This is a genomic window from Veillonella sp. (assembly GCF_018364065.1).
Classification (GTDB): domain Bacteria; phylum Bacillota; class Negativicutes; order Veillonellales; family Veillonellaceae; genus Veillonella_A.
In genome coordinates this window covers 174,086-193,627 of sequence record NZ_JAGZMO010000003.1, presented here as the reverse complement: position 1 = coordinate 193,627, position 19,542 = coordinate 174,086, and the positions used below count along the sequence as shown (strand labels likewise).

Genomic DNA, 19,542 nt, shown 5'->3' with positions numbered 1-19,542 from the left:
TTATATCTCCTTTTTATCCATCATCTGATCACGTAAAATTTTACGAAGTCCTTCACTCTTAAGCTTAATCTTTTCCATTTCGAGATTATGTAGAACACCGCGAAAAGCCTGGAACTTAAGCTCCACTTTTTTTGTCTCTAAATACCGTTGATATAAGACCTTTACATAAAACTCTCCTATTTCTTCTTGCCTGCTCATAGGTTTAAGCGGTATTTTTATTTGCTTTAACTGTTGTGCTGATAATCGCGTAATAACCGAACCTTGCAATAAAAGGCTACACTGCTTATTTATAATTTCCGATTCATTCAACAGATAACAGAGGTAGTATGGATGCAAAAGTCTAGAATCAACCTTTATTACGGAAAACACTTGACTTATAAACTTATTTTGATTTTCATTGGAAATAATTGTTGCCGCCATATTATCGCCTGAATTAGATTGGCGATATATAATCGCATTTGTAGTCATCGCAGTCTTCATTCGATAAAAATCATGGTCAAAATCTGCATTAGTATATTTTAGTTCCTGCTCCTCTTCCGACAACCTAGCTATATTATATCCGGATACAATATCAGCTAAGTCTCCCAATCGTATCATCAACTTCACCTCCTGTAAATTTTATAATTTACGTTTTATTATGTTTCTATCATATTATATATCTTAGTGTTCGTCAATACGTAAATTAATTAATTTACGTATCGCAAATTGCTCACTTATATAAAAAAGACCTGTCGGCCAATTCCTTGACCGACAGATCTTATTTTATATATTACATTTTAATCTTGAATATTGATGGTTATGATATACTGCAACAAACTAAAAGGTCAATCGCATTTGATGCTACGCCACATTACCATGAGTGGATTTATCAGATACGCCTTCATCCATAAAGCCGAATTTTTCATAGTAATGAATGAGCTTATCTTTGCAAGTAAGTATAAGACCTTTGCGTCCCTGCGCTCTAGCATCGTCAATGGCGCGTTGAATCAATTCCCCTGCTAGTCCACGTTTGCGATAAGCAGGAATTATATTAACACCGAAAATCATCTGCCAAGCGCCGTTTTCATTATGCATAGAAGCATCTGAATACATTTCGTCAACTAAATCAGCTTCGTCTCTTACCATTCCAGCGACAAAGGCGATTAGCTTATCACCATCGTACATGAGCCAGAAATGGTTGCCATACTCTTTAACTCGATCAACAAAATCTTTCTCTTTGGCTGCTTCCGCCGGTGGAAAACATTCTGCCTCAACGGCCGCAATGTCAGGAATATCCGCCACAGTTGCATGTCTGATAATCATATAATCCTCTCCTTACTAAATTAATCTCCATAAAAAAAATAATAGTGTAACTTAATTAATTAAGTTACACTATTATTTAATTACACTACTATTAATTATCTAGAATACGTCAAGATTTACGCTCAAAGAATATTCAATCAGCTTAACTATAAATTTATGTTGAGATTATTCCCACTCAATGGTAGCCGGTGGTTTGGAAGTAATATCATACACGATACGGTTGATGTGTTTTACTTCGTTAATAATGCGCACGGAGATTTTATCCAATACTTCGTATGGAATGCGTGCCCAGTCGGCTGTCATGAAGTCGGTTGTGGTTACACCGCGCAATGCCAAGGTGTAATCGTAAGTACGGAAGTCACCCATAACGCCTACAGTACGTGTGCTGGTCAATACAGCAAAGTACTGGTTGATGGAGCGATCAAGGCCCGCATTGGCGATTTCTTCACGGAATACGGCGTCCGCATCACGTAAAATGTCCAATTTTTCAGGAGTGATTTCGCCCATTACACGGATAGCAAGGCCAGGACCCGGGAATGGTTGACGCCATACTAAGTAGTCAGCTAAACCGAGTTCAGCACCTAATTCGCGAACTTCGTCTTTGAACAGGTTGCGAAGTGGTTCAATTAAGCCTTTGAAATCAACAACTGCAGGCAAACCGCCTACGTTGTGATGGCTCTTAATTACGGCAGCATCGCCGGCACCGGATTCGATAACGTCAGGGTAAATCGTGCCCTGTGCCAAGAAATCAACGGAACCGATTTTACGGCCTTCGTCTTCAAATACGCGAATGAATTCTTCGCCGATAATTTTACGTTTTTGTTCCGGTTCTTCAACGCCGGCTAAACGGCCTAAGAAACGGTCAGCCGCATCAACGCGGATGAAGTGCATGCCGGAGTCTTTGAACGCCGCTTCTACTTCATCGCCTTCGTTTTTACGCATTAAACCGTGGTCAACGAAAATACAAGTAAGCTGGCTACCTACGGCTTTAGAAATAAGCGCTGCCGCTACGGAGCTGTCAACGCCGCCGGATAAAGCGAGTAATACTTTGCCGTCGCCCACTTTGTTGCGGATCTCTTCTACAGCCACTTTTGCATAGTTGGCCATTGTCCATTCACCATGGCAACCGCACACTTCAAACAAGAAGTTGTGAATCATTTCTTTGCCGTGTTCGCTGTGAAGAACTTCCGGATGGTACTGCATGGCATATAATTTTTGCGCTTCATTCTGCATAGCTGCTACAGGGCAGTTTGCAGTATGTGCCACTACTTCGAACCCTTCAGGCACAGATGCTACATAGTCCACATGGCTCATCCAAACGATTTCGTTTTCGCTGAGACCTTTGAATAAAGGAGACTGTGTGTTTACTGTTACAGGTGTTTTGCCAAACTCGCGTGCATCAGCGGATTTAACTTCGCCGCCCAATGTATGCGCCATGAGCTGCATGCCATAGCAAAGGCCGAGTACAGGAATTCCCAATTCGAACACTTCTTTTTCAATGCGTGGCGAATTATCTTCGTACACACTGTTAGGACCGCCGGTGAAAATAACGCCCATCGGTCTTAATTCTTTAATTTTAGCAACCGCTTTATCGTACGGATACACTTCGCAATATACGTGATTTTCACGAACGCGGCGTGCGATCAGCTGGTTATACTGTCCACCAAAATCAACAACAATGACAAGCTCTTTTTGGTTCATTATACCCTCCATCAATGCAACAGTACTGCCTATGTTTACTCATTTTTTGTAAAAAACTTCAAAAATCATATTCATAGCTACATTCAATAATTTCTATTAAGTGTTTGTTCAATATAATATTATACCATAGAAAGCAAGCGTTCTCCTAACTACTAATATAATAATTAGCTCCACTGCTATCCACACTTAGAAGACAAAAACAGAGGCACTCGTAAGTACTTTTACAAATGCCTCTATTATTGACTATATGTATATTATATCACATACTGTCACAATTTCTTAAGTTTTGCTCTTCTTATCGAATGGACACGTCTTCACCGGCCAAGATGTGTTTCATGGTACGGGCCGGACACATTTTACCGCACATGGTGCAGGTGCCTTCGCATTCAGGTTTGCTGGATTCATAGTAACGACGCGCTTTTTCAGGGTCGATTGCCAAGGAAATCATGGTATCGAAATCAACTTCCGCACGGGCTTTACTCATAGCGTCATCCCAAGCTTGTGCGCCCGGAATACCTTTTGCCAAATCTGCTGCGTGCGCTGCAATACGTGTAGCGATGATGCCTTCTTTTACGTCTTCAACGGTTGGTAAACGCAAATGTTCCGCCGGTGTTACGTAGCAGAGGAAATCGGCACCGCAGGAGCCGGCAATGGCACCGCCGATAGCACTGGTAATGTGGTCATAGCCAGGTGCAATATCAGTCACCAATGGCCCCAACACGTAGAATGGCGCTTCATGGCAAAGGCGTTTTTCCAGTTTCATATTGGCTGCGATTTCAGTCAATACCATGTGGCCCGGACCTTCAATCATAACCTGTACATTGTGCTCCCATGCGCGTTTAGTCAATTCGCCCAATGTGATCAACTCTTCAATCTGAGCCGCATCGGTAGCATCATGAGTACAACCAGGACGGCAAGCATCGCCGAGGCTCAAGGTTACGTCGTATTCTTCGCAAATATCCAACAAACGGTCATAGTATTCGTAGAACGGATTTTCCTGTTTGTTCATTTCCATCCAGGCGAATAAGAGGGAACCGCCGCGGGATACGATATTGGTCAAACGTGGATTGTCTTTAATGCGCTGCGCTGTTTTCTGGTTCATGCCGCAATGAATGGTCATGAAGTCTACGCCGTCTTTCGCGTGCTGTTCCACAACTTCGAAAAATTCATCAACAGTAATGTCTTTTAAATCTTTATCCAACATACCTACCGCATCATACATTGGCACAGTACCGATCATAGCGGTGGACATATCGATAAGGCGTGTGCGGAATGCCTGTGTTTTACCGAAGTTGGACAAGTCCATAATCGCTTCCGCTTTCATTGCAATGGCGTTGCGTACTTTTTCCAATTCTTCATCAATATTGTTATGTTCCGGGGACACACCTAAATTTACGTTAATCTTTGTGCGGCAGTTTTTGCCAACCCCTTCCGGTGACAGGCTTGTATGATTTTTGTTGGCTGGAATCGCAACTTTACCGGATGCCACCAAGGCCATTAAATCATCAATGCGCATTTGTTCCTTTTCTGCAACGATTCGCATCTGCTCCGTTACAATCCCTTTGCGTGCCGCATCCATCTGCGTGGTATACGTCATAACACCTGCATTCACTTGAACTTGCTCATTGTTTTCAGCCTTCATTTGTCCCTTCATCGAAGAGCCTCCTTTGCGTTTACATATAACACCATTTACCTTAATCAAACACGCAAAAAAGCAAAAGAAAAAGCTCATCCACGTTTGGATGAGCTAAAAACACCATAAGTCTGTATAGCTTTCCTACGTCGGCATTATCCGAATCAGGTCAAGGGTCAAGTTTCTTCAACTTATCTCAGCCTACAGGCTCCCCTAGCTTTTTTGTGCATTTCCTTCATTATAGTATACGTTTTGTTAAAAAACAACCTTCAATTCTTTACTATGATTATTAAGGAAAGCCGTAATACGAGACTATGCCTACATTATTTTACATGCTATACATCATTCAAGATTACTTTATGGTCTTGCATTTTCTGTCATTCTATATATCATTCAAGATTGCTTTATCGCTTTACCTGTTAAGGTTGTTTGATAAAATATCGCCGCAAGTCTTCAATGGCCATTTCCTTCGCAATGATGCCATGTGCATTCCAGCGAATAGGATCCACATTAAACACATGGTTATCCCGCACCGCCGGAATGATTTGCCACAGCGGATCTTCACGAAGTTCCGCATAGCGTTTCTCTGCAGCCTCATTATTCCCCGCACTGCTCGGTCCATAGCCACTGCTTACAATTAAATACTCCGCCTTAATTTCCGGGAGCATTTCCAGTGAAATAACACTCGTATCGCTGCCATTCTGTGAAATGGCCAATGCATCCGGGCGAATATTCAGCAGTTCGTACATGAATCGGCTAATGGGATTCGAGTCATACGGATAGAGACGTACTTCTTTTTTCAAAACTCGGATAAGTGCCACCGGCTCATCGCCGATTATGCTTTTAATCTCCATGCGAGCTTCTTTTACACGGCTGTAATACAGTGCCAAGCGGGCTTCTGCATCTTTTTCACGATGTAAAATGCGACCCATAGCCAATAAGGTGCTTTCTGTTTGTTGCAAGTTCAATGCCGCAACCGGCGCAATTTTACTCAATGCGTCATATGTGTTACGGTCAAATGAGTCGCGAAGTAATATTAAATCCGGCTTCAGCGCCTGCACCTGCTCCAGGTTAATGGCCTTCGTATCTTCATTGATACTGATAGTGGCCACACCCTGTTTTACCAGTTCATCATGCAGATAAAACGTAGGCGTGTTATAGGCGCCCACCATAGGTGCGCCCAATGCAACCATCGGGTCTTCCAATCGAATAACTACTACGCGCTGCGGGTTGTCCGGCAATACGGTTGTACCGTACTTATGCTTTAAAATCGTTTTTCCGTTCTCTACGGTGAACAGTTTATCTGCGTCCTTTTTTACCTGCTTATAGCGAGCCGCCAACTCCGCATCAATGGCCTCCGATGTATCTGCACGAGGTACATTTACATCGAAAAGAGGCTTATGAACTGCTTTTGATTTAAGCGGCGATGCAATCTGCCAATCCGACGCGGCTACACCGCAGCCGGCGCTGACAAAAAGCACTAGCACCAAAAGTGCGCACAAACTCCAGTTTTTCATTACAAACCGCCTCCCACGTATTGGGGAATACAGAACGGCATGCGTGTAACCGGGTCTCGCATAATCATGGCCGTAATATTAAACACGTCGCGAAGCATTTCGTCGGTAATTACGTCTTCCGGCGTTCCCTGGAACCGCACTTCGCCGGCTTTCATAGCGATTATATTATCAGCGAATCGGGCCGCCTGGTTCAACTCGTGAAGGACCATGACGATAGTTTTTCCAAACTTCGTATTCAAGTAGTCCACCAATTGCAGCACTTCCAACTGATGCGCAATATCCAGGAAGCTGGTCGGTTCATCCAGGAACAAAATGTCCGTATCCTGTGCCACCGCCATGGCAATCCAGGCGCGCTGGCGCTGTCCGCCGGACAAGCTGTGAATCGGCCGATCCGCCAATTCTTTCAGATGCGTAATTTCAAGCGCCCAGTCCACATAAGCCTTATCTTCTTTGTTAACTTTCGAAAATATACCGTTCCGATACGGTGCACGACCGTATGAAATGAGTTCTCGTACGGTCAACCCTTCCGGTGCGGTCGGATGTTGTGGCAAAATAGCCAGTTTCTTTGCCAGCTCATGAGTAGGTACATCATGAATGGACGTGCCATCTAAATACACGGCGCCGTTCATAGGCTTAATAATTCGGCAAATCGTTTTTAACAGGGTCGACTTACCACAGCCGTTGGCTCCGATGAGCGTCGTTATTTTACCGCGCGGAATTGTGAGGTTCAGATGATCAATAATCGCCTTTTTATCGTAACCGGTCGTCAGATTTTCGATGACAATATCTGATTTGGCAGTCTCTTTTGCCCCGAGGGCCAGTCCGGTTTTGGAATTAGCGCCTTCGTCAGAGTCTTTGTTAGATGCTTTGTTAGAGCCTTTGTTAAAATCTTTGCCGGCGTCTTCGTTAGAGTCTTCACTGGAGTCTCTATTGGCGTCTGTGTTTGCCTCCATATTGAAAACAGCATCAGAATCAATATATAAGCTATTACTCACTGCCCTCACCTAACCTTTCTTACGCGCTAAGATAAATAGAAAATACGGAGCCCCGATCAGGGCCACTACGATGCCAACCAGCATTTCATCGGGCGCCATGACAACACGGCCAACCCAGTCCGCCGTAACAAGCAACCAGCCGCCGATGAGTGCGGTTAATGGCAATACGTATGTGCAGTCCGCCCCGACAAGGCGCCTTGCAATGTGCGGTGCCACCAAGCCCACGAAGCCGATGCTGCCCCCAATCGATACGCTGGTAGCCGCTAGAATTACAGCCATAAACAAGAATAACAAGCGGCTTTTCATAATATTCACGCCCAGGCCGATAGCCGTTTCATCGCGCAAGGCTAACACATTGAGTGTCATTCGTTTCGAATACAGGAATGCAAATACTACGACGAGCACGGCCAATAACACAACGACCTGCGCCCAACTTGTTCCGGCAATGCGCCCGATAAGCCATGTATTCACCTGATGAAATTGCTCCGATGACAGGGCAACGATGAATAACATTTGTAATGCATGAATACCTGCTGTCAGTGTAATACCGCTCAGCACCAACGCATAGTTGCCTTCCGATTTGCCATGATATATAGACAAGGCGTAAATACAGCCGGCCGCCATCAAGGCACCTACGATGGCTACCAAAGGTAAAGCCCAAATAGGTAGTCCCTGATTATCCGGGATGAGATATACAAGCATCATTACCGCCAAACCGGCACCGGCATTCACGCCGAGCAGTCCCGGCCCGGCCAGTTCGTTACGTGTTATCTGCTGAAACACAGCCCCTGACAAAGCGAGTCCCATGCCGATTAAAACAGCCAGTACGGCGCGAACTAAACGGAAGTCGAATACGGTAAGTCGCTCTTCCGCCGTACCGCCGCCCAAGAGGATCAGAAGCAGTCGTTCTTTATCGAAGTATGTAAAGCCTGTGCTCACGTGCAGATAGAAGAACACCGCTAATAGCACTACGAACACAAAGCTATAAACAAAAAACTTTTTCTCATTCGTCATGACCGCGCCCCCTTTCTATTAGCTAAGTATAGAAAGAAAGGAACGCCTATCATGGCGGTTACTGCGCCCAACGGCGCCTCGAAAGGCGGTGCTACGGAGCGTGCCACCAAATCGGCGGCCACTACGAGGATGGCTCCCAGTAGCGCCGTAATAGGAATGAGCTTTCTATAATCAATGCCCACCAGTTTACGCGCCATGTGCGGTGTTACGAGGCCTACGAAACCGATGGGGCCCGCAACGGCTACGGCGGAACCGCACAAAAGCAGCACCGCTACACCGGCGAGTACGCGAATTCGCATCATATGACCGCCGAGACCGATGGCCATTTCTTCACCGAAGTTCAGTAATGTAACCGATTTAGACAAGTAGAGTGCCAATACAAATCCCACGATGGTCCAAGGCCATAGGAGCAGCACTTGCGACATGCGAACGCCGCCGATACCGCCGGCTGTCCAGTAACTCAAATCTTGAGCCACGTCGAAATATACGACCAGGGCCTGCGTAATGGCGAGGAAAACGGCGCTCACCGCCGTCCCTGCCAAGGCAAGAAAGACCAGCGACATTTTTGAACCGCTACGATTGGCCAGCAGCATAATGATAAGTGTTGCCAGGGCGGCACCGCCGAAGGCAAAGAGAATCGTTACATTCAACGATGCATCGGGCAGAGCAATCAATACCACCGCCAAGCCCAGTGCCGCACCGGAGTTAATCCCCATAATAGACGGACTGGCCATGGGATTATTCGTTACACCTTGCATGAGGCAGCCGGCTACGGCGAAGCTGAGCCCGCAGGCAATCGCTAAGAGCAGCCGCGGCAACCGCAAGGTACGCACCAACAGTTCATCCACCTGCGTAGGATCATAGGCAGTCAGCGCTTTCCAAATTACCGGCAGTGGAATCTGCCGCGCCCCTACAGTAAGTGAGTATGCCGCTAATGCGATGAGGCCGATTAACAGTAACACGCCCAAAAGCCACGGTCTACGATACCAATTCATAAAAACCTCGATTAGAAATCAGCAGAAACGGACAAGGTGAAGGTTCGACCTTTACCTAAGTAAATCGCATTCGTTGTGCTGCCTTGCAATGCATGCCATTTTACCGTGTCGAGCACGTTGTACACATTGGCACGAACAGTTAACGGCGTTTTATCCCAAGTGAATTTATAACGAGCGCCCAAGTCCCAACGAACCCATGGACTGGTGCTTAATGTATTCGCCATGTTTACATAGGCTTTGCCATTGTAAGTCAAACGTGTATTAACAGCCAGACCTTCTACGCTCTTAATGTCCTGTTCAACACCGATAACGCCGCTCCAGCGAGGCACACCGGTGGCCTGATTGCCTTCGTAGCCCGCATAGGAAGATGCCAAGGTAATATATTTAGCATCCATGTAGGTAATGCCGCCAAGAATACGAGTGCCTTCGCGCGGTTCGCCGAACACGCTCAATTCAATGCCTCGGTTACGTTGTTCACCGGCTAAGGAGTAGTAATTGTCGTCAGTCGTAATGAAGCTTGGATTTTTCATGGTAAATGCACTCAACGTTGTGGCAATTTTACCGAAGTCAAATTTGGCTCCCACTTCATACTGTGTTGTTTTATAAGGCGCAAATGTTTCACCTGCATTTTCCGTACCGTCCGGTGCTGTTTCACCAAGCGATAAGCCCTGCGCATAGTTTGCGTATACAGAGACACGGTCGTTCAATTTATGTACGATACCGAAAGTCGGTGTAAAGGCCGTTTCATCATACTGCGTCGTGCTCTTCAAGGAAGTGCCGCTATAGCTGTACGAAGTGTCTTTTACCTGTTGAATACGTCCGCCCACAATGAAGTTCCAACGATTATCCGCTGTAGAAATGATGTCATTAACGCCGATACTCTGTTGGATTCGGTTGTCGCGAATCAAGTACGGACCATAGCTGCCATCAGTAAAGCTCTGCCAGGTCGGATTGTAAACGCTGGTCGTGTACGTATCTTTCACAGACGGCTTATCTTCATACACTTTGTAGCGAACCTGAGAAGCCGCAATGCTTACTTCATGAGACAAAGAACCTGTTTGTAAATGTCCGCGTACGCCGAATTCACTGGAAATCGCTTTATTGATCTGACGATTATGTACATAACTTACTTTCGCGTTGCCATTCACATTATTCAACAAGAAACGGTTGGACAGGCCGTCCTGAGAGGTGTTACGCATACCGAACGCAGCCCATGCGGTCCAGTTATCATTGAGGTCATATTCCCCTTTCCAAAGGGCGAATTTTTCCGTAATTCGGCGATACGTATCCGGTGCACCGAATTTTGCATCATCGCTGACGCTCGGCAAAGATGTCATCTTATTCGCAATACTTTGCGACATAGTCACCTGGTACTGCGGATTTTCGATATCATTGTAAATGTAGCCCATATCAAGGGATGTACGCCAGCGGTCACCTTTTGCATCAAGGCCCATAAATACGGAGTTGGCGCTATTGGATTCATCGCTGTACGCATCTTCCTGACCACCTCGATTTAACACATTAAGGCGAACCCCATATTTTCCGTTGTTGAAACGACGGCTCATGTCCAGCTGCTGTGTAAATTGATTGCCTTCACCATATGTAAGTGTAACCGTATTTTTCGGCTCGTCGCCTGCATGTTTCGTCACATAATTAACAACGCCGCCTACCGAATCATTCGGTGCCATACCGCTAAGCATAGCGCTAGGACCTTTTAAAATTTCAACATTTTCAAGATACTCGATGCCGGTGTAGTAGCGCGGTGCAATCCCGTAAATACCGTTCAACTGCACGTCCTGCTGAGTCGTTTTAAAACCGCGAATACTCCATGCGTTAGATGCGCCGGATAACGTCAAATCCGTTACCGACGGATCATTGGCCAATACATCAATGATGTTGTTGGACTGCTGATTCTCCATCGTTTCTTCTGTGATAGAAATTACATTAAACGGCACATCCAAGAAGTCTTTTTTCCCCAACATGCCGATGCTGTTAACGCGGGATACCTGACCGCCTGCATATACAGGATCTTCCGAAGAAGGCTGTGCCACTACCGGCGCCGGTGTTGCCTTGCTAACAATAACCTCGCCCAAGTCATAAACATCATCACTCTGCGATGCGCTCGCTTGTGCAGTACCATTCACACTTGCCCCGGTTTGCGCAGTCTGTACGGTTTGCCCGGTTACTGCAGTTGACGTACTCTGCACCGCATCAGCAGCCCCTACTGTATAAGCTCCAACACTCCACGCACTTCCCAACAACAACGCACACAAAATTCGCGCGCTCAACCGGCTGTTCACCACGCCGGACATTTTCATCGTTCGTTTCATTTTCTGTCCTCTCTCTGTCCAACTTTATTACTACACACACTACAAAATATCTAAGTTATAAGGCTGAATACACACTGCCAAATATCCAAGCCACAAGGCTGAATACGCACTGCCAAATCGACAGTGCGCATACCATTAACTATTAAAGGCCTATACAGTTAGCCAAGCTTATAAAGTTAACTGCGGCTATAACTAGAAGCTATGTTCAACGCCCACTACATAATGGCGCTCAGGCATTGCATAGGAGCCGATGGTCGTGGACGGTTCCACTTCATAGGACTCATTGGTCAAGTTAAATGCCTGTGCGTAGATTTTCGTTGAATCATTAAGCTTGTAATTCACATTCATATCCCACACAAAATAGGAAGAATCAGAGTATTTCTTCACGGATCGTCCTGTTACATACTGGAACGCATTGTTTACAGTCCAGCGATTTTTCTCATAGGACACTTCCAAACTATAACGGTTCGGATTACGATTGTCCGTAGAATCCACATAACCGCTGCCTGTATCCTGTTTTATTTGTAAATAGCTGTAACCCGCTTTGGCGCTCCACGCGTCAGTGAATTTGTACGTAGCGCTCAAATTTAAGCCCTGACGTTTTTCACGGTTTACGTTTTCATAATATCCCTGCACATAGTTATTGGAGGTATCATAATAACCGTTCACCCAAGATAAGGCGTTTTTCAGGCGGCTGTGGAACACGCTGGCCGACACGGTCAATTTATCCGACACATTACTGTCCATACCGAGTGTTATGGTTTGGGATTTTTCCTGGTCCAAATCAGGATTGCCGCGCCAGAACTCAGTGTTCGCATAGAGCATTTTCAAGGTCGGATTGTTTACCGCCTGCCCCCAGGAAATGTACGCATGCGTTTTATCATCCAGCTTTTTGTTTAAACCGATGTGTGATGCAAAATCACCGCCAAAGGTATCCTGATGCTCATAACGGGTACCGAAGTTAGCTGTCCAACCGCGACCCAATTCCCATTTATCTTCCACGTAAACAGCCTTGCTAATCATAGATTTATCAAGGTAAACGCCGTTATTTTCTTCTTTAATGTGCTCCTGGTTATATGTAACCCCACTAATTAATGTATGGTTATCGAGCTTCCATGTCTTTTGCCCTTCCAAACCGTCCATGGATAAGTCATGGCCATACGTGCTTGAAGAAGATCCGCTGCCGAAACCGGAGTCACTGCTTTCCGTATTGCGGTACGCACGGATGAAAGTCCCTTTATCAAGACCGAAGTTATACGTTACGCCGTAACTCATATCTACCGTGTCTTTCACATTGCCCGCACCGGTTACAGTACCTGTTAATGGATTTTTAAGTCGAATGCCGTAACCGTCGTTCTTTTCCACACGGCTGAAATCTACGCTTAGCAAATCGTCTTCGCCAATGTAGCGGTCATAGCGGGCCGTCCACTTGTCGCGGTTAATATAACTATCCGGAAACTCGTGTGAATTGCCCTGATAATCTTTGTAATGCACATTGTCTCGACGCTCTTTCGTATAGGATACGAAGTAGCCGTTCTTTTCATCGCCGCCCTGCGTAATCACAGAGCCTTTGCGATAACCCCAACTGCCTAGTTCTGCACGCACTTTTGTGCTGGATCCTTCCGTCGGCGTTTTCGTAATAATATTAATAACGCCGGCCACCGCACGTTCACCATACAATGCGGAGTTTGGCCCCTTTACCACTTCGATGTGGTCAATATTGTCCATCGGAATCTGATCGATATCGATGGCATTGGAAGCGCCGGACACAACCAGGTGGTCCCAGTTCATTTTGCGACCGTTTACCATGACGAGCACGCGTGTATCGCCATTCAATTCAGGGTAAGCTGCGAACCCCTTCTGAACAACCGGTATATTGTTGGCTTTCAGCGCATCGGATACATTATTATAATTGCCTTTTTCAATCTGCGCCGCCGTAATTACCGTTGTATCAGCCGGTACATCGATTTTCTTTTCCTGTAAACGACTGGCCGTTACGATGATTTCACCCAAATCATACACACTGTCGTCTGTCACATCCGCAGCCCACACACTACCTGTTACCATCGTTAACGCAAGCGCTGACAAAAGCGCCTTATTTTTATTCCCTAAGTGATTCTGATTCTTTCTCATTTTAGTCCTCCAAACGGGGGGCTATACCTAGCCTGCACAACAAGGGCTATACCAAACCCTCAAAACAGGGGCTACACCTAACCCATGTAATAGGGGCTTCACCTACCCACAAAAACTCCGCCGCACCCGTCTACACCTCACAGGGCGGCCTTCACACACCATCAACAACATCAGAATCGGGAGCGCCTATGTGCTCCCGATTGTATTGTTTCGTATCGTTCCCTAACGATGTTTAATTAGTTTCTAAATGTAATGCGTCCTTCTGACACAACGGGTTGACCGTTTACTGTTTTAGGACTGTATGCGCTGTTCTTCGCACGCGCTCTGGCTGCACGGTCATAAGCGCCGTCACCACTGGACTGTTCCACATACGCTTCTACAGCGCGGCCCGATTCATTCACAACAACATGAATCACTACCGTGCCGGAGTAACCATCAAGAGAGCGGTCGCCCAAAAATTGCAACGGCTCCACTACAGTTTGAGAACCGCCGGTTCCTTCACCGCCGTCACCGCTGCCGCCGTTAGGATCAGTCCCTGTTCCGTCGCCACCTGCACCGGTGCCGCCTTCCGCAGTACCGCCCTGTGCGCCGCTGCCATAATCGCTGTTAATGCCACCCGGCGTAGGCACAACCGGAGTCGGTTGCGGTTTCGCAGTAGGTTCCATCATTTGCTTCACAGGCACACCATTTTGAATATCTGCCACTTCCTGTGCAGTCAATGGAGGCGGTGCCTGTACGGCTGCCGGGGCGGGTGCGGAAATTTTCGGGCCACCCAACGCCGGGCCGTCGCCTAACACACTGATTTCCACCGGCGTCGTATCAATTTGCAAATCCGGTTTCTGTGTAAAGGACCAAATCAATCCTCCCACTAAAAAACAGTTAATCACCAAGGAGCTGATGATAGCTGTACGCCAGCGATTTTTATAAATGTGAGCAAATGGCGATGAGCCGGAGTTTACATTTTCCTGCACCTGCTGTACATGTTCACTCATAAGCTTCACCTACTTGCTGCTTTCCGTTGCCACCGCAATCTTCGTCAACTGCATGGTTTTCAACGTATCAAGAACCTGTACGAAAGCACCGTACTGCGCTTTTGTATCAGCTCGTAAAATAATCGTAATGTCTTCGCCCTTCGCTTTTTCAAGCTGCAGACGTTTTACCATGCCGTTCAAGTCCATTTTGTCCTGTTCAACATAAATGCTCCCGTCTTCTGTAATGGTAATCGGGATTTTACGCTGAATGTCTACGGCGCCGGCCGAAGCGGTCGGCAGGTTAACCGGCATGGAACGCTGTACCACCATGGACAGCATGCTCATCATAAAGAACACTAATAGGAAGAATATAATGTCGATCATCGGAATGATCATGAGCTTTGGTTTGCTTGTGGTTCGAAGGCTTCTCAGTTGCATAGATTCGGCCCTCTTACGCGATATCCGCTACGGAATTCATGTACACATTACTGATTTCTTCCATATCAGTAATCAATTTATCCTGTTTCTGAACCAAGTACGCGTGAATAACCAAGGCGATAATAGCCACACAAAGGCCGGTTGCTGTCGCAATCAACGCTTCGCCTACACCGCCGGTAATGGCGAACGGCTGGCCGTCAGATACGGAAAGTACGCTGAAGGAGCTGATCATACCGGTTACGGTACCCAACAAGCCCAACAATGGGGACAATGTTACGATCGTTTCCAAATAGTTTAAACGGGAACGAAGACGACCGGCAATCGCACCGGCTGCGCCCTGTAAGGCCGCACTTTTAGACTTAATCGTGTCACGACGAATCGCTGCAGTCAACATTTCAGACGCAACGCCGCCGTCTTCAGCACACAACGCTTCCAAACCACTAAGATTTTGCTCTTCTGTTAAACGAGGAATTTCCTCGCGCAACTTCGTCATATTGGACTCAGCCGCCTTATACGTACGTAAACGTTCTACTAAAATAGCAATTGAAATAATGGAGCATAACAGTAATGGGTACATTACCAGTCCGCCCTGATGAAATAACTCTAAAACTTCCATGTGTATATCCTCTTTTCTATCAAATAATAATTCGACTCTTAACTTATATTCCATAGGCGAACCGGGCTATGTATGCCCGGTTGCATCTATATTTTCTTGGCTTAGAATTTGTGTTCCACACCGGCTACAAAATGACGGCCCGGCATTGCATAAGCACCTACAGGGTAGTTGTATGGTTCCACTTCATAAGATTCATCAGTCAAGTTGAAGCCCTGTGCATATAACTTAGTGGATTCGTTCAATTTGTAGTTCACGTTCACATCCCAGGTGAAGTACTGTGAATCGGTGTAGTACGCGGTGGAACGGCCGGTTACGTACTGCAAGGTATTAATAACGGACCAGCGATTTTTTTCGTAAGTAAGTTCCAAACCATAGGTGTTCGGATGGCGGTTCTTATCGTCATTCACCATACCGCTGCCTGTATCTACATGCTGACGCAAGTAATTGTAGAAGGCTTTCACCTTCCAAGCATCATCCAATTTGTAAGTGGCGCTCAAGTTCAAACCCTGACGTTTTTCCTTATTTACGTTGTAGTAAACGGTTTTTGAAATGCTTGTATCCCATACCCAGTCGAGGGCGTCTTTCAAGTGACTTTCGAAAATGCTTGCGGATACGTTGAGGCGATCATTGATCTGGCTGTCCGCACCGATTGTGTACGTGTAGGATTTTTCCTGTTTCAAATCAGGATTGCCGATCCAGTACGGGGAATTTGCATAGAGCATTTTCAAGGTCGGATTATTTACCGCCTGGCCCCAGGATGCGTACACGTGCGTACGGTCGTCGAGTTTCTTGTTAATGCCGATATGAGACGCCCAGTCACCGCCGAAGGTGTTGTGGTGTTCATAACGGGTACCGATATTAGCTGTCCAGCCTTTGCCCAATTCCCATTTATCTTCCACATAAGCCGCTTTAGAAGTCGCTGTTTTGTCGAAGCTTACACCGTCATTAGTTTCATCAATGGTTTCACGATTATACGTAGCACCACTGATTAAGGTGTGGTCGCCCAGTTTCCAAGTTTTCTGGCCTTCCACGCCGAACATGCCCAAGTCATGGGTGTATGGTGTGCCCGCAAACGGCGCATTGGCACGTTCCGAGTTACGGTATGTACGAATAAAGGTGTCGTTACCTTCACCGAAGTAATACGTAGCACCATAAGAAGTATCAATTGTTTTCGACTTCATGCCGGCGCCATAAGCGGTACCGGTTGTAGGATCACTTAAGTAAATGCCGAAGCCGTCATTTCTGTGATTGTAAGAGAAATCCAAGCTTAAATGGTCTTCTGTGTAGTAATGATCGAAACGGGCTGTAAACGCATCGCGGTCAATGGATGTGTCCGGGAATACATGTTTGTTGCCGTTTACATCTTTATATTCGTAATTTTTCTGTTTTTCTTTGCTGTAAGTTACGAAGTACGCGTTCTTTTCATCGCCGCCCTGCGTAACAATGGATGCCTTGCGATAGCCCCAAGTGCCCACTTCGCCGCGCACTGTCGTCTGCTGACCTTCAATGCCCTGCTTTGTGATAATGTTGATAACACCGGCCACGGCACGTTCACCATATAGGGAGGAGTTAGGTCCCTTAACTACTTCGATACGGTCAATGTTTTCTACCGGGAACTGGTCGATATCGATAGCATTGTTCGCACCGGATACGATGAGATGATCCCAGTTCATGCGGCGGCCGTTTACCATAACGAGCACACGAGTGTCGCCGTTAAGCTCCGGATAAGCGGCAAAGCCTTTCTGTACAACCGGCACATTGTTGGCTTTCAACGCATCAGATACACTGCTGTAGTTGCCTTTTTCAATATCTTTAGACGTGATAACCGTCGTATCGGCCGGCACATCAATTTTCTTTTCCGCCACGCGGTTTGCCGTTACAAGCACTTCTCCCAAATCGTAAACGCTTGTATCATCAGCTGCATAAGATAAAGCAGTTCCGCCTGCTGTTACTACAAAGGCCGCCAAAGCAGCTCGCATCAATCGTCCACACACAACATTTCTTGAATCCATTATTTACTGTCCTCCTCAAAGCCAAGGGCAATTTTTTCCAAGGCATCTACCACACGTCCGTTACCGTTATTTACATCCGCGAAAGGCACCGTCACAATTCGGCCTTCGCGAATCGCCCGCATATTGCGCAAGTTCGGATCACTCAACAACTCCGCTCTTGCTTCTTCATCCGTCAATGCGCGGTCTCCACGGCTTACGGTTACATACACAATTACATCAGGATCGAACGCCAACACCCGCTCCGGTCCTACTATTGAAATTTGCCGGTCAGTCAAATTATGACCGCCCGCTTTTTTAACGATGTCGTCAACGAGATAAATGGGACCGTATAAGCTATACGTACTATGCCCATGGGCCTGTAAAATAATGACATTCGGCTTATACTGTCGCTCCTGTACTCGTTCCTCCACCGCCTGCACTCGCGCTTGTAATTGTTCTTTATAGGCACTTGCCTTGTCCGGGACTTGAAACAATCGTCCCATATCATCAATAAAGGGGTATATACTGCTTTCGATAGTCGGCGTGCTCTTGCGAATCGTGGCCGGCACTATATACGCACCAATATCTCGTTCATACCACTGCCGCACATCTCCCAGCGCGGCCGGTGTAAAATGATGCGACCATCCGATAATCAAATCCGGTTGGGCCGCAAATACCTGCTCCCGACTTGGCACATAGGCGTTTGTCAGTAGAGGCAGGGCTGCATACTTTGCCGCATATCGAGGCGGCTCTTCACCATAGGGTGCCACCGTGCCGACAATATGCTTCTCCAGCCCCAAGTCAATGAGCAACTCCGTCGCGCCCGGGTATGTACTGATGACCCGCTGCGGCGGTCCCTTATACGTGAATTCCAACGGCTTGCCGTCACTGTCTACATTCTGTATGACAATGCCGCTGCGATTGTCGTTGCCCTGACCGATCACACGCCAATGGCCGTTCGTGTAGGAAAACCATGCCACCACCAACAGCACGGCAATACTCAGAATACCAATCACCCGCCGGCTCCATCGTTCCCAAGAAAACATCATAGGCCGGGGCCTCCCCATGTAATATGCACATCAGAATTGGCCGACCTTATGGACTCTGCCTTTCCGCCGGCCCCCATCGACATATGCCGTAAAGGCTGACGTCCATAGGTGATAATCGGCGAGCCGTCTGGATGATAGGAAATACTGCTCCGCACTTCATACACATTTTCAATGAGTTCCTGTGTAATAATATCCTGCGGCGCTCCCTGTGCTACAAGTTGTCCCTGTTTCATAATGAACACTTCGTCACAGAAGAGGGATGCCAAATTCAAATCATGAAGCGTAACGAGCACCCCGATGTTTAAGTGTTTAATAACCTCCAACAACTCCAACTGGTACGTAATGTCCAGATGATTTGTAGGTTCGTCTAAAATTAAATACTCCGGCTCCTGACAAAGGACGCGGGCCAGCATCACACGCTGCTGCTCCCCGCCCGATAAAGAGGAAAAACTGCGATGGGCCTGTTCGGCCATGCCCACGGTTATTAATGCCTTGTGGGCCAACGCCATATCCTCTTCCGTATCATCGTCGAAACCTTTTTTATAGGGCGTACGCCCCATCATTACAATCTGCCATACAGTAAAGTCAAAATTCACCGCGTGAAATTGACCCATAACGCCAATTTTCTGCGCCGCTTCCCGCATAGGAATATCCTGCAGTCGCTGTCCGTCAAAGCGAATTTCACCGCTCTGCATAGGCAGCACGCGATACAAATGTTTTAACAACGTCGACTTACCGCAGCCGTTAGGCCCCATAAGAGCCACAAACTTATTAGCCGGCACGGTTAAGGATATATCCCGTAAAATCTTGGCGTCACCTACCGTATATGACAAGTTATTTATTACAATCTCTTGCAT

General features: G+C 46.7%; 16 protein-coding genes and 1 riboswitch. All 16 genes read right to left on the bottom strand.

The features are described 5' to 3' along the window. The 16 genes from KHZ77_RS04275 to KHZ77_RS04200 all read right to left on the bottom strand — a co-directional run bounded on the left by KHZ77_RS04275 (nucleotide 1) and on the right by KHZ77_RS04200 (nucleotide 19,542). Nucleotides 1-597, bottom strand: coding sequence for a restriction endonuclease subunit S (locus KHZ77_RS04275; RefSeq protein WP_295196058.1), 597 nt, complete (start codon nucleotides 595-597; stop codon nucleotides 1-3). A 243-nt stretch (nucleotides 598-840) separates the two neighbouring features. Beyond that, complete coding sequence (locus KHZ77_RS04270; protein WP_295196057.1) at nucleotides 841-1,302, bottom strand: GNAT family N-acetyltransferase; 462 nt, start codon at nucleotides 1,300-1,302, stop codon at nucleotides 841-843. A 165-nt stretch (nucleotides 1,303-1,467) separates the two neighbouring features. After that, nucleotides 1,468-3,003, bottom strand: coding sequence for a glutamine-hydrolyzing GMP synthase (guaA, locus tag KHZ77_RS04265; RefSeq protein ID WP_366664913.1), 1,536 nt, complete (start codon nucleotides 3,001-3,003; stop codon nucleotides 1,468-1,470). Nucleotides 3,004-3,298: 295 nt separating this feature from the next. Further along, nucleotides 3,299-4,600, bottom strand: a complete 1,302-nt coding sequence (gene thiC, locus KHZ77_RS04260) for a phosphomethylpyrimidine synthase ThiC (RefSeq protein ID WP_295196306.1) — start codon at nucleotides 4,598-4,600, stop codon at nucleotides 3,299-3,301. 160 nt (nucleotides 4,601-4,760) lie between these two features. Then, nucleotides 4,761-4,861: riboswitch (TPP riboswitch) on the bottom strand. 194 nt (nucleotides 4,862-5,055) lie between these two features. Beyond that, complete coding sequence (locus KHZ77_RS04255) at nucleotides 5,056-6,153, bottom strand: ABC transporter substrate-binding protein (RefSeq protein ID WP_295196053.1); 1,098 nt, start codon at nucleotides 6,151-6,153, stop codon at nucleotides 5,056-5,058. After that, entirely contained in the window at nucleotides 6,153-7,148 is a 996-nt protein-coding gene (locus KHZ77_RS04250) for an ABC transporter ATP-binding protein (protein ID WP_295196051.1), read from the bottom strand. The genes KHZ77_RS04255 and KHZ77_RS04250 overlap by 1 nt, the downstream gene beginning before the upstream one ends. Before the next feature lie 9 nt (nucleotides 7,149-7,157). Then, the gene (locus KHZ77_RS04245) at nucleotides 7,158-8,162 is read right to left on the bottom strand and encodes an iron ABC transporter permease (RefSeq protein WP_295196049.1); all 1,005 of its coding nucleotides are present in this window, start codon (nucleotides 8,160-8,162) and stop codon (nucleotides 7,158-7,160) included. Next, the gene (locus KHZ77_RS04240; RefSeq protein WP_295196047.1) at nucleotides 8,159-9,157 is read right to left on the bottom strand and encodes an iron ABC transporter permease; all 999 of its coding nucleotides are present in this window, start codon (nucleotides 9,155-9,157) and stop codon (nucleotides 8,159-8,161) included. The genes KHZ77_RS04245 and KHZ77_RS04240 overlap by 4 nt, the downstream gene beginning before the upstream one ends. Before the next feature lie 11 nt (nucleotides 9,158-9,168). Further along, nucleotides 9,169-11,487 carry a TonB-dependent receptor gene (locus KHZ77_RS04235; RefSeq protein WP_295196045.1) on the bottom strand — a complete coding sequence of 773 codons (2,319 nt, stop codon included), beginning with the start codon at nucleotides 11,485-11,487 and terminating at the stop codon, nucleotides 9,169-9,171. A 192-nt stretch (nucleotides 11,488-11,679) separates the two neighbouring features. Beyond that, entirely contained in the window at nucleotides 11,680-13,620 is a 1,941-nt protein-coding gene (locus KHZ77_RS04230) for a TonB-dependent receptor (RefSeq protein ID WP_295196043.1), read from the bottom strand. A gap of 236 nt (nucleotides 13,621-13,856) precedes the next feature. Further along, nucleotides 13,857-14,612: an energy transducer TonB gene (locus KHZ77_RS04225; protein ID WP_295196041.1), complete on the bottom strand. Its 756-nt coding sequence runs from the start codon at nucleotides 14,610-14,612 to the stop codon at nucleotides 13,857-13,859. Nucleotides 14,613-14,621: 9 nt separating this feature from the next. Beyond that, complete coding sequence (locus KHZ77_RS04220; RefSeq protein ID WP_295196039.1) at nucleotides 14,622-15,029, bottom strand: biopolymer transporter ExbD; 408 nt, start codon at nucleotides 15,027-15,029, stop codon at nucleotides 14,622-14,624. A 13-nt stretch (nucleotides 15,030-15,042) separates the two neighbouring features. Next, nucleotides 15,043-15,645, bottom strand: coding sequence for a MotA/TolQ/ExbB proton channel family protein (locus KHZ77_RS04215; RefSeq protein ID WP_295196037.1), 603 nt, complete (start codon nucleotides 15,643-15,645; stop codon nucleotides 15,043-15,045). Between the two features lie 101 nt (nucleotides 15,646-15,746). Next, on the bottom strand, nucleotides 15,747-17,657 hold the full coding sequence (locus tag KHZ77_RS04210; protein WP_295196035.1) for a TonB-dependent receptor: 1,911 nt from the start codon (nucleotides 17,655-17,657) through the stop codon (nucleotides 15,747-15,749). After that, nucleotides 17,657-18,685 carry an ABC transporter substrate-binding protein gene (locus tag KHZ77_RS04205; protein WP_295196033.1) on the bottom strand — a complete coding sequence of 343 codons (1,029 nt, stop codon included), beginning with the start codon at nucleotides 18,683-18,685 and terminating at the stop codon, nucleotides 17,657-17,659. Before KHZ77_RS04205 ends, KHZ77_RS04210 begins: the two co-directional genes overlap by 1 nt. Further along, nucleotides 18,682-19,542 (bottom strand): ABC transporter ATP-binding protein, encoded by an 861-nt coding sequence (locus KHZ77_RS04200; protein ID WP_295196031.1) that lies wholly within the window; start codon nucleotides 19,540-19,542, stop codon nucleotides 18,682-18,684. Before KHZ77_RS04200 ends, KHZ77_RS04205 begins: the two co-directional genes overlap by 4 nt.